General features: G+C 70.7%; 11 protein-coding genes. 9 read left to right on the plus strand and 2 right to left on the minus strand.

Translation table 11 applies throughout. The features are described 5' to 3' along the window. Positions 1-29: 29 nt before the first annotated feature. Together ACSBPG_RS25210 and ACSBPG_RS25215 are read right to left on the minus strand one after the other, a co-directional pair. A complete protein-coding gene (locus ACSBPG_RS25210) occupies positions 30-1835 on the minus strand; it encodes a M3 family oligoendopeptidase (protein ID WP_435539992.1) in 1806 nt (601 codons plus the stop codon). Positions 1836-1899: 64 nt separating this feature from the next. Beyond that, positions 1900-2256 (minus strand): hypothetical protein, encoded by a 357-nt coding sequence (locus ACSBPG_RS25215; protein WP_435539993.1) that lies wholly within the window; start codon positions 2254-2256, stop codon positions 1900-1902. A 177-nt stretch (positions 2257-2433) separates the two neighbouring features. Between ACSBPG_RS25215 and ACSBPG_RS25220 the strand changes: the two genes are divergently transcribed. From ACSBPG_RS25220 to ACSBPG_RS25260, 9 genes are all read left to right on the plus strand, one after another. Further along, positions 2434-3081, plus strand: a complete 648-nt coding sequence (locus tag ACSBPG_RS25220; RefSeq protein ID WP_435539994.1) for a TetR/AcrR family transcriptional regulator — start codon at positions 2434-2436, stop codon at positions 3079-3081. 50 nt (positions 3082-3131) lie between these two features. Then, positions 3132-4187, plus strand: coding sequence for a C4-dicarboxylate TRAP transporter substrate-binding protein (locus tag ACSBPG_RS25225; protein WP_435539995.1), 1056 nt, complete (start codon positions 3132-3134; stop codon positions 4185-4187). 31 nt (positions 4188-4218) lie between these two features. Continuing rightward, positions 4219-4803 (plus strand): TRAP transporter small permease subunit, encoded by a 585-nt coding sequence (locus tag ACSBPG_RS25230; RefSeq protein WP_435539996.1) that lies wholly within the window; start codon positions 4219-4221, stop codon positions 4801-4803. Beyond that, positions 4800-6110: a TRAP transporter large permease gene (locus ACSBPG_RS25235; protein ID WP_435539997.1), complete on the plus strand. Its 1311-nt coding sequence runs from the start codon at positions 4800-4802 to the stop codon at positions 6108-6110. The genes ACSBPG_RS25230 and ACSBPG_RS25235 overlap by 4 nt, the downstream gene beginning before the upstream one ends. A 21-nt stretch (positions 6111-6131) precedes the next feature. Next, the gene (locus ACSBPG_RS25240; RefSeq protein WP_435539998.1) at positions 6132-6908 is read left to right on the plus strand and encodes a cyclase family protein; all 777 of its coding nucleotides are present in this window, start codon (positions 6132-6134) and stop codon (positions 6906-6908) included. Positions 6909-6930: 22 nt separating this feature from the next. Next, on the plus strand, positions 6931-7896 hold the full coding sequence (locus tag ACSBPG_RS25245) for a 3-keto-5-aminohexanoate cleavage protein (RefSeq protein WP_435539999.1): 966 nt from the start codon (positions 6931-6933) through the stop codon (positions 7894-7896). A gap of 19 nt (positions 7897-7915) precedes the next feature. Further along, complete coding sequence (locus ACSBPG_RS25250; protein WP_435540000.1) at positions 7916-8929, plus strand: SMP-30/gluconolactonase/LRE family protein; 1014 nt, start codon at positions 7916-7918, stop codon at positions 8927-8929. Positions 8930-9041: 112 nt separating this feature from the next. Beyond that, entirely contained in the window at positions 9042-9455 is a 414-nt protein-coding gene (locus ACSBPG_RS25255; RefSeq protein WP_435540001.1) for a hemerythrin domain-containing protein, read from the plus strand. A 79-nt stretch (positions 9456-9534) separates the two neighbouring features. Then, positions 9535-9969: a hypothetical protein gene (locus ACSBPG_RS25260; RefSeq protein ID WP_435540002.1), complete on the plus strand. Its 435-nt coding sequence runs from the start codon at positions 9535-9537 to the stop codon at positions 9967-9969. The last annotated feature ends 73 nt before the right edge of the window (positions 9970-10042 follow it).

Below are 10042 nucleotides of genomic sequence, written 5' to 3' on the forward strand. Positions count from 1 at the left end.
ACATCCGCGCTGGCGACTCTTGACCGGCGTCAACCCGCGGCTTCCAGCTCGTCGACGAAGCCGCGGACGACGCCCAGCCCCTTCTGCCAGAACGCCGGGTCGGAGGCGTCGAGGCCGAAGGGGGCGAGCAGCTCGCGGTGGCGCAGGGTGCCGCCGGCCGACAGCATCGCCAGGTACTTCTCGGCGAAGCCCTTCTCGGCGTCCTGGTAGACCGCGTAGAGCGAGTTCACCAGGCAGTCGCCGAAGGCGTAGGCGTAGACGTAGAAGGGCGAGTGGATGAAGTGCGGGATGTAGGCCCAGTAGTGGCGGTAGCCCTCGTCGAAACGCAGCACCGGCCCCAGGCTCTCCTCCTGCACCGCCAGCCAGATCTCGCCGATCCGCTCCGGCGTCAGCTCGCCCTCGCGGCGCTCGCCGTGGACGCGGGTCTCGAAGTCGTAGAAGGCGATCTGCCGGACCACGGTGTTGAGCATGTCCTCCACCTTGGTCGCCAGCATGATCTTGCGCCGTGCCGCGTCCTTCTCGGCATCCAGCAGGGCGCGGAAGGTCAGCATCTCGCCGAACACCGAGGCGGTCTCGGCGAGCGTCAGCGGCGTGTCGGAGAGGAAGTGGCCCTGGCTGCCGGCGAGGATCTGGTGCACCCCGTGCCCCAGCTCGTGGGCCAGGGTCATCACGTCGCGCGTCTTGCCCTGGTAGTTGACCAGCAGATAGGGATGGACGCTCGGCACCGTGGGATGGGCGAAGGCGCCCGGCGCCTTGCCCGGGCGCACCGGCGCGTCGATCCAGGGATTGTCGAAGAAGCGCGCGCCCAGCTCGCCCAGGCGCGGGGCGAAGCGGTTGTAGGCGCCGAGCACCAGGTCGCGCGCCTCGCCCCACGGGATGGTGCGGTCGGCGTCGTCGGGCAGCGGCGCGTTGCGGTCCCAATAGTCCAGCCGCTCCTGGCCGAACCATTTGGCCTTGAGCCGGTAGTACCGGTGGGAGAGGGCGGGGTAGGCCTCGCGCACGGCGGCGTGCAGGGCGTCCACCACCTCGTCCTCGACCCGGTTGGAGAGGTTGCGGGCCGACACCGGACGCTTGAAGTTGCGCCAGGTGTCGTCGATCTCCTTGTCCTTGGCGAGCGTGTTGGTGACCAGCGCGAACAGGCGGACGTTGTCGCCGAGCACGCGGCCGACCGCCTGGCCCGCCTCCTTGCGCACGGCGCCGTCGCGGTCGGACAGCTTGTTCAGCGCCTCCGCGCAGGTCAGGTCCTTGCCGCCGATGGGAAAGCGCAGGCCGGCCAGCGTCTCGTCGAACAGCCGGTTCCACGCGGCGCGCCCGACCACGTTCTTCTCGTGCAGCATCCGCTCCATCTCGTCGGACAGCTGGTGCTCGCGGTAGAGGCGGACGTCGCGGATCCACGGGGTGTAGCGGGCCAGCTCCGGCGACGCCTTGAGCGCCCGCTCCAGCGCGCCGTCCTCGATGCGGTTGAGCTCGAGCGTGAAGAAGACGAGGTGGGTGGAGATGGCGTTCACCCGCTCCTGCATCGACTGGTAGAACTTGGCGATGGCCGGGTCGGTCATGTTGCCGTTGTAGACGAGGCCGGCGTAGGACATCACCCGCGACAGGATCTCGTCGATGCGCTCGTACTCGGCCACGGCCCGGCCGAGGTCCGGACCGTCCAGGGTGGCGACCTTGCCGGCGTGGTCGCGATGGAAGGCCTTGGCCGCCTCGTCCATGCGCTCCAGGTCGGCCTTCAGCTCCGGCGCGTCCATCGCCGGGTACAGGTCGCGCAGGTCCCAGGTCGGCAGCGGACCGAGGTCCGGCGTCTCGGCGGTCTCCATGGCGGCGCTGCGGATCATTCGCTCCTCCCGTTGCGGCAACCGAACGGATATAGGCGGAGCGGCGGCGCAAGGAAAGCCGCCTTCAGCCCCCGCCGCCCTCCTGGACGCGGCGGATCGCGGCGGCGATGCAGTGCTGGTGCAGCTTGCGCCGGGCCAGCGCGCGGGTGCGCATCTCGTCGCTGTCGGCGGTGCTCATGGCCTCCACCGCGCAGCCCCGCCAGCCGTTGGCGTCCAGGGCCTGCGCCACCTCGGCGTAGCCGAAATAGCCCTTCTCCGGCTGCGGCCAGGGCGGGCGCAGGTCGATCCGGCGCAGCACGAAGCGGTTCGACTGGCTGGACGCGCCGACGTTGGTCAGGCGGGCGACGATCAGCCGTTCGCCGCCGGGCTGGACGACGGCGAGGATCGGTCGGATGCCGGTGATCGGTGGATCGCTGCTCATGACGCCGCCAAAACCCTGCTGCATCCCTGGATAGCCGGGCGGGCCGGCAAATGCCAGCGACATGCGCCCTGCCGCCGGTCCGGCCGTCGTGCAGAAGGCGCTTGACTGATCGATCAGTCAGTGATTTGATCGCCGGCACAGCAATCCGGCCCATGACCATCGGTGCGGGGACGTCGGGTGTCCGAGCGGAACGCCAGCCATACCATTCTCGATGCGGCGGAGCGGATCTTCGCCCTGCACGGCTTCGACGGCACCAGCATGCGCCAGATCGCCGCCGAGGCGGGTGTCGCCCAGGCCCTGCTGCACTACCATTTCGGCAGCAAGGAGAAGCTGTTCGAGGCGATGTTCGCGCGGCGCTCCGACGCCATCAACGCCGAGCGCGCGGTGCGCCTGGAGCGGCTGTTCGGCCCGGACGGCGCCGGGCGGCCGTCGCTGGAGGACCTGCTCGAGGCGCTGTTCCGGCCGACCATGGAGTTCGGCCACGGCGGCCAGCCCGGCAACCTGTTCTCGCGCATCCTGGTGGCGACGGCGAACGCCGACGACGAACGCTCGCGCCAGCTCATCGGCGACCACTACGACGCCATCGCCCGCCGTTTCATCGAGGCGTTCCGCCAGGTCGAGCCGGCGCTGCGGCCCGACGACGCCGTCTGGGCCTACCTGTTCGCCATCGGCGTCGGCATGACCATGATGGCGGCGACCGGCCGCGCCGGCCGCCTGTCCGAGGGGGCCTGCGACGACGCGGACGTCGACGCCGTGATGGCCCGCATCGTCCCTTTCATCTCCGGCGGCGTCCGTGCCCTCGCCGCCGGACCCGGCACCCCATGACCCCGGCTCCCGCAGCCCAACCCCGTTCCGAATCCAGGAGGACACGTCCCATGCGCATCCTGCCGGTCGCCGCCTTGGCCGCCCTTCTCGCCTCGGTCTCTCTGGCCCAGGCGAAGACCATCGAGATCACCCTGGTGAACGGCCATCCGCCGGTCTTCCGCTGGGTGAAGCATCTGCAGGAGACCTTCGTCCCCGCCGTCGACAAGGCCCTGCAGGGCAGCGGCCACAACGTCAAGTGGAAGCAGCAGTACGGCGGCTCGCTGGCCAAGGTGGGCGAGGAGCTGGAGTCGGTCCAGGAAGGCATCGCCCAGGTCGCCCTGGTGCCGACCATCTTCGAGCCGTCGAAGATGCCGCTGCAGAACATCACCTACTACGCGCCCTTCGTGTCGACCGACCCCGGCGTCGTGACGACCGCCGTCCAGGACGTGCAGCGCAACATCCCGGCGATGATGGCGGCGTGGGAGCAGAACGACGTCGTCTATCTCGGCGGCGGCTTCGGCCTCGACGATTATCTGCTCTTCACCAAGTTCCCGGTGGCGAGCCTCGCCGACCTCAAGGGCCGCAAGATCGGCACGCCCGGCCCCTCGATCAACTGGATGAAGGGGACCGGCGCGATCGGCGTCGCCGGCAACCTGACCGAATACTACAACGCCCTGCAGACCGGGCTCTACGACGGCGTCGTCACCTTCGCCACGGCGGCGCTGCCGGCGAAGATCCACGAGGTGGCGCCGCACATCCTCAAGGTCACCTACGGCGCCCAGTACGCCGGCGGCCTGGCGGCCAACAAGGACTGGTACGACGACCAGCCCGACGCCGTGAAAGCGGCGCTGGCCGCCGGCGCCGACGCCTTCGAGAAGGCCTATCTGGAGGACCTGCGCAAGGCCGCCGCCGCGGCGCTGGACGCCATGGTCGCGGCGGGCGGCAAGCTCAACCCCGACTCCGCGGCGATCGGTCAGGCCTACGCCGCGGCCATGGAGGACCCCACCACCCAATGGGTGGCGACGCTGGAGCAGCAGAGCCTGCCGGCCCGCGACGTGCTCAAGGCCTACATGGCGGCGGTGCGTGCCGCCGGGGCCACCCCGATGCGCGATTGGGCCGGCCAGTGAGCGGGGGGCGCAGCGCGGCCGAGGCGTGATCATGGCCGAATTTCCCGCCGAGACGTCCGGCGAGGGGGAGGAGACCCTTCCCTTCGCCGATGCCCCCGTCCTGCGGCTGCTCGACGCCTGCACGGCGGTGCTCAACGCCGTCGGCACCCTGCTGATCGTCGGGGTCATGCTCGCCATCAACTCCGACGTGCTGGGCCGTGCCCTGTTCGGCAGCCCGGTCGCCGGCGTGCCCGAGATGGTCAGCATGTCGATCGTCGCCATCGTCTTCCTCCAGGTCGCCCATTCCTTCCGCTCCGGCGGGCTGACCCGCGCCGAGATCCTGCTCGACCGGCTGCCGCCGCGCGGCCGGGCCGGGCTGGAGGCGCTCTACTGCCTGTTCGGCGTGGCGCTCTGCGTGGTGCTCTTCATGGGGTTGCTGCCGCTGTTCGAGCGGGCCTGGACGCGCGACGTCTTCGTCGGCGCCATCGGCAGCTTCACCGCGCCGATCTGGCCGGTGCGGCTGGTCATGCTGGTGGGCACGGCGGCGCTCGCCCTGCAGTTCCTGGCGCGCGCCGTGCGGGCCGGGCTGGCCGCCGCCGGCGCCGGAGCCGGCGGTCGCGGGGAGGCCCGGCCATGACCGATCTCGCCATCGGCGCCGTCGCCCTGTTCGGCCTCGTCGCCCTGATCTACGGCGGCGTGCACGTGGCGGTGGCGCTCGCCGCCTGCTCGTTCCTCGGCGTCTTCGCGATGACCGGCAACGCGCAGCTCGCCGGGCGCATGCTGGCCCTGGCGGCGTCGGAGTCCATCGACTCCTACATCTTCGGCGTGGTGCCGCTGTTCGTCCTCATGGGGTTCGTCGTCTCCCAGGCCGACGTCGGCCGCGACGCCTTCGACGTCGCCAACCGCCTGCTCGGCCGCATCCGCGGCGGGCTCGGCATCGCCACGGTGGGCGCCAACGCGGTGTTCGCCGCCATCACCGGCATCTCCATCGCCTCGGCCGCGGTGTTCACCCGGGTCGCCGTGCCGGAGATGCTGCGGCACGGCTACTCCAAGCGCTTCGCCTACGGCATCGTCGCCGGCAGCTCGGTGCTGGGCATGCTGATCCCGCCCAGCCTGCTGCTCATCCTCTACGGCGTGCTGACCGAGCAGTCGGTGGGCGACCTGTTCCTCGCCGGCGTGCTGCCGGGCATCGTCCTGGCGATCGCCTTCGGCATCGGCGTCTACCTCATGGCCCGCCACTGGCCGCGTTTCGTCGGCAGCGGCATCTCGGAGGAGACGACGCCGCTGTCGGCCGGGGCGATGGCGGCCAAGGCGCTGCCCATCGTCCTGCTGATCGCGCTGGTGCTGGGCGGCATCTACGGCGGCTTCTTCACGCCGACCGAGGCCGGCGGGGTCGGCGCCCTGGGCGCCGTCCTCATCGGCTTCGCCCGCCGCGCCCTGCCGCCCGGCCGCATCTGGCGGGTCCTCACCGACACGGGCCAGGTGACGGCCGCCATCTGCTTCCTCATCATCGCCGCCAGCATGTACTCGCGCATGCTGTCCCTGAGCGGCCTGCCGGAGTATCTCAGCGCCGCGGTGGCGGCGAGCGACATCGGCTATTGGGGTGTGGTGCTGGCCTACGTGGCGCTGCTGCTGGCCATGGGGACGATCCTCGACAGCTCGTCGATCCTGCTGGTGGTCATCCCGCTGTTCCTGCCGATCATGAAGACGCTGGCGATCGATCCCATCTGGTTCGGCATCGTCACCGTCCTGGCCGTGGAGGTCGGTCTGCTGACGCCGCCGTTCGGGATGTCGGTCTACGTCATCAAGGGGACGGCGCCCGACCGCGCCCTGACCCTGGGCGAGATCTTCGTCGGGGCGCTGCCCTTCGTCGCCATCATGCTGGTGGTCCTCGCCCTCATCCTCGTGTTCCCGAGCCTCACCACCGCCCTTCTCGGGCGCTGACGAACCATCTGGAGACCCGCCATGCCGCGTCGCATCGTCGATCTGTCGGTCCCGCTCGAGGCCGGAATCGCGTCCGACCCGCCGGGCCACCTGCCCGCCATCGAGTATCTCGACCACCGCGCCACCGCCGCCGACATGGCCTCCTTCTTCCCCGGGGCCACCGTCGACGACCTGCCGGGCGGCGAGGGCTGGGCCATCGAGCGGCTCACCATCACCACCCACAACGGCACGCACCTCGACGCCCCCTACCATTTCCACTCCACCATGAACGGCGGCGAGCGGGCCATCACCATCGACGAGGTGCCGCTGGAGTGGTGCTTCGGCCCCGGGGTCAAGCTGGACTTCCGCCACCTCCCCGACGGGCACGTGGTGAGCGCCGCCGAGGTGGAGGCCGAACTGGCGCGCATCGGCCACACCCTCAGGCCCTACGACATCGTCGTGGTGAACACGGCGGCGGGGGCGCGCTACGGCCAGCCCGACTACGTCGCCGCCGGCTGCGGCATGGGCCGCGAGGCGACCCTCTACCTGACCGAGCGCGGCGTCCGGGTCACCGGCACCGACGCCTGGAGCTGGGACGCCCCCTTCGTCCACACCGCCAAGCGGTTCGCCCGCGACCACGACGCCTCGATCATCTGGGAGGGCCACCGCGCCGGCATGACGCGCGCCTACTGCCACATCGAGAAGCTGGGCAACCTGGAGGGCCTGCCGCCCACCGGCTACATGATCGCCTGCTTCCCCTACAAGATCCGCAACGCCTCGGCCGGCTTCACCCGCGCCGTGGCGATCTTCGAAGACTGAACCAGCGCCGGAGGAAACGACCATGTCCGAAGCCACCGCCAGCAAGCCGAAGAAGGCCACGGCGCCCAAGGTCATCATCACCTGCGCGGTGACCGGCGGCATCCACACGCCGACCATGTCGGACGCCCTGCCGTACCGTCCCGACGACATCGCCGCCCAGGCCATCGCCGCCGCCGAGGCCGGCGCCTCGATCCTGCACCTGCACGCGCGCGATCCCGACGACGGCCGGCCGACGCCGGACCCCGCGGTCTTCATGCAGTTCCTGCCGCGCATCAAGCAGTCGACCGACGCGGTCATCAACATCACCACCGGCGGCGGTCTCAACATGACGGTGGAGCAGCGCCTCGCCGCCCCGCTGCAGGCCAAGCCGGAGATGTGCTCGCTCAACATGGGGTCGATGAACTTCGGCATCTTTCCCCTGGCCGACCGCTACAAGGAGTGGAAGTTCGACTGGGAGGAGCCGTACCTGCGCGGCACCGACGACTTCATCTTCCGCAACACCTTCCGCGACATCGAGCGCATCCTGAAGATGCTCGGCGAGGAGCACGGCACCCGCTTCGAGCACGAGTGCTACGACGTCGGCCATCTCTACAACGTCGCCCACTTCGTCGACCGCGGCCTGCTGAAGCCGCCCTTCTTCGTGCAGATGATCTTCGGCATCCTCGGCGGCATCGGCGCCGACATGGACAACCTGCTGTTCATGAAGCGCACCGCCGACCGTCTGTTCGGCGACGACTACCGCTGGTCGGTGCTGGCGGCGGGACGGCACCAGATGCCCTTCGCCACCCAGGCGGCGCTGATGGGCGGCAGCGTCCGCGTCGGGCTGGAGGACAGCCTGTACATCGGCCGCGGCAAGCTGGCGGCGTCCAACGCCGAGCAGGTCGCCAAGATCCGCCGCATCCTGGAGGAGCTGGGCCACGAGATCGCCACCCCGGCCGAGGCGCGCGCCATGCTCGCCCTGAAGGGCGGCGACCGGGTCGGCTTCTGAGCGGCCGGGGGAGGGAACGATGGCGGACAACCCCATCGACGGCTTCACCGTCGATCCCGCGTCCATCACCTACGTCGGCCACGACCTGCAGCGGCCGGAGTGCATCCTCGCCGAACGCGACGGGTCGCTGTGGGTCGCCGACGCCCGCGGCGGCGTGGTGCACGTCCGCCCCGACGGCGGTCAGAGCCTGATCGCCCAGCGCGCCGAGTCCGCCTTCGCCGACGCCGCCGACGAGGAGACGCGCTTCGTCAGCGGCACCCTCCCCAACGGCCTGGCCTTCGCCGCCAACGGCGACATCGTCATCTCCAACTTCGGCACCGACCGGCTGGAGGTGATGACCCGGGACGGCGCCAGCCGCGTGCTGGTCGACCGCATCGACGGCGAACCCATCGGCAAGGTCAACTTCGTCCTGCGCGACCGCCGCGACCGGCTCTGGCTGACCGTGTCGACCCGCATCCGCAACTGGATGCGGGCCATGAGCCCCAACGTCGCCGACGGGTTCGTCGCCCTCTACGACCGCGGCCGCCTGCGCATCGTCGCCGACGGCTTCCGCTTCACCAACGAGATCCGCCTCGACGCCCGCGAGGAGTGGCTGTACGTGGCCGAGACCTGCGGGCGGCGGGTGACGCGGCTCCGCGTCGGCGAGGACGGCAGCCTGAGCGACCGCGAGGTGTTCGGCCCCAGCGACCACGGCGCCTTCATCGACGGCATCGCCTTCGACGCCCATGGCAATCTCTGGGGCACCCACGTGATGACGGACCGCATCTTCGCCATCACCCCGGAGGGCGACCTGCGCATCCTGCTGGACGACGACCGCGGCAGCGCCGCCGGCCGGGCCTTGATGGAGGCGTTCGCCCGCGACGAGGCGACGCCGGAGCGGATGCTCGCCTGCGGCGGCACCATCGCTCCCTGGTGCGCCAGCGTCACCTTCGGCGGCCCGGACCTGAAGACGGTGTACGTCGGCAGCCTGCGGGGCACCCGCATCCCCTGCTTCCGCTCGCCCGTCGCCGGTCTGCCCATGGCGCACTGGTAAGCGGAACCGCGGCCGGAAGCGCATGGCCGCGCTTCCGGAATCGCGGATCTCCCGTGGGCAAAAAGATGCATCAATAATGCATATTTTGACCGCCAAGCGACGGGAGGGGATCATGGGCGATCTGGTGGCGAGCCTGAAGTGCGAGCACGAGGCGTTGAAGAGCCTGCTGGACCGGGTGAAGACGCTGGGGATCGGGACGGCCGAGGGGCGTCGCGCGCTGTGCTCCGCCCGGCAGGTCTTCGTCGACCATCTGGCGCACGAGGACCGCGAGTTCTACCCCGCCTTCCTCGCCGCCAGCGCCGGGCATCCCGGGGCCGAGCGGATGGCGGCCCAGTTCGCCGCGGAGATGGCGGACATCAGCAAGGACATCCTGGCCTTCTTCGACCGCTACCGCGACGGCGGCGAAGGGCTCGCGTACGCCCGCGACTTCGGCCGGCTGTCGGCGGCGCTGTACCTGCGCTGGCGGAAGGAGGAGGACATCCTGTACGCTCGCTACGCCGCCCTCAAGGCGCGGCCGGCGGCATAGCGGCCCGGCCCGCGACGCTACGCCGCCGCGGCTGTTGCACGTTGGTGCACGTGGCGGCGGGGCGGGAGGAGGATGCCGGATGGGACGAACGCTGCCGACGGGCGGGGTGGCCGGCTGGGTGGCCGGCTGCCTGATGCTGGCCGCCTGCGCCAACCCGCAGAACGAGGCGGCGCTGGCCGCACCCAGGACCCTGGTGGGGCTGCCGAAGGCCGACCTGCTCGCCTGCGCCGGCGTGCCGGAGCGCACGGCCCGTGCCGGCGGCGCGGAGCTGCTGGCCTACAGCCGCCGCCAGACCATCGTCGAGCGCGAGGTCGACTGGGAGCGCGACAACCTGTTGTGGCGGCACGGCGTCCGCGCCTACCGGCCGGAGGTCGAGGTGTGGTCGCGCACCTTCGGCTGCGAGGCCACCTTCGTCATCCGCGACGGCCGGGTGGCGGAGCTGCGCTACGATGCCCACCGCGATCCCGAGCTGTGCTACCGGATCGTCGGCGCCTGCCTGCCGCCGGTGCGGTGAGATACCGTCACGTTGAGCAAGCCCTATTTTCAGGGGGCGAGCTTTGGTTCGAAGGGCTTTCGGGCCTTGGCGA

It is taken from the genome of Azospirillum sp. ST 5-10 (genome assembly GCF_051225715.1).
In the GTDB taxonomy this organism is placed as follows: domain Bacteria; phylum Pseudomonadota; class Alphaproteobacteria; order Azospirillales; family Azospirillaceae; genus Azospirillum.

Coding starts and splice junctions, on each gene's coding strand:
- ACSBPG_RS25210 (WP_435539992.1), bottom strand. CDS start 1,835: ATGATCCGCAGCGCCGCCATGGAGACCGCCGAGACGCCGGACCTCGGT.
- ACSBPG_RS25215 (WP_435539993.1), bottom strand. CDS start 2,256: ATGAGCAGCGATCCACCGATCACCGGCATCCGACCGATCCTCGCCGTC.
- ACSBPG_RS25225 (WP_435539995.1), top strand. CDS start 3,132: ATGCGCATCCTGCCGGTCGCCGCCTTGGCCGCCCTTCTCGCCTCGGTC.
- ACSBPG_RS25230 (WP_435539996.1), top strand. CDS start 4,219: ATGGCCGAATTTCCCGCCGAGACGTCCGGCGAGGGGGAGGAGACCCTT.
- ACSBPG_RS25235 (WP_435539997.1), top strand. CDS start 4,800: ATGACCGATCTCGCCATCGGCGCCGTCGCCCTGTTCGGCCTCGTCGCC.
- ACSBPG_RS25240 (WP_435539998.1), top strand. CDS start 6,132: ATGCCGCGTCGCATCGTCGATCTGTCGGTCCCGCTCGAGGCCGGAATC.
- ACSBPG_RS25245 (WP_435539999.1), top strand. CDS start 6,931: ATGTCCGAAGCCACCGCCAGCAAGCCGAAGAAGGCCACGGCGCCCAAG.
- ACSBPG_RS25250 (WP_435540000.1), top strand. CDS start 7,916: ATGGCGGACAACCCCATCGACGGCTTCACCGTCGATCCCGCGTCCATC.
- ACSBPG_RS25255 (WP_435540001.1), top strand. CDS start 9,042: ATGGGCGATCTGGTGGCGAGCCTGAAGTGCGAGCACGAGGCGTTGAAG.
- ACSBPG_RS25260 (WP_435540002.1), top strand. CDS start 9,535: ATGGGACGAACGCTGCCGACGGGCGGGGTGGCCGGCTGGGTGGCCGGC.